The organism is Streptomyces sp. B1866 (assembly GCF_031932565.1).
Classification (GTDB): domain Bacteria; phylum Actinomycetota; class Actinomycetes; order Streptomycetales; family Streptomycetaceae; genus Streptomyces.
This window is the reverse complement of the sequence record NZ_JAVSCF010000629.1, coordinates 1-429: the sequence shown is the minus strand read 5'-3', so window position 1 is coordinate 429 and position 429 is coordinate 1. Positions and strand designations below refer to the sequence as shown.

The following is a 429-nucleotide window of genomic DNA, read 5'->3' as shown; positions in this document are numbered from 1 at the left end:
GCCGGGGCCATCGCGGCCTACAGCGCGGGCGCCCGGGCCGCGGCCGCGCGCGTGAACGCCGAGTCCGGCCCGCACGGCGACCGCCCCGGCCCGCACGGTGACCGTCCCGGACCCGTGCCCGGCGCGCCGGACGGGCCCGGGCTGCCGGGGGCCCGTACCGGGGCCGCGCCGGGCGGAGACGACGGCTCTCCGTGGGCCCCCGGCCACGGCACCGAGGCGGACGGCGGCGGACCCGGGTGGTCGTCGGCCTTCCGAGCGGACAGCCCGGACGCCTTCCGTACGAACGCCCCGGCCGGCCCTCTGGAGGGCCCCCCGGGGAGCGCTGCCGGCGACGACGGCGCGTGGGCGGCCCGGCCCGAGGCGGGCCCGGGCCCCGGCCCGGCCCGGCCCCGGGACGTTCTGGACGCGTTCGCCGCGGGCGGCGGTCCT

General features: G+C 84.6%; 1 pseudogene. It reads left to right on the top strand.

Annotated features, from left to right (window positions below):
- Positions 1 to 429: pseudogene (locus RKE29_RS30520) on the top strand (hypothetical protein); the annotation flags it as partial.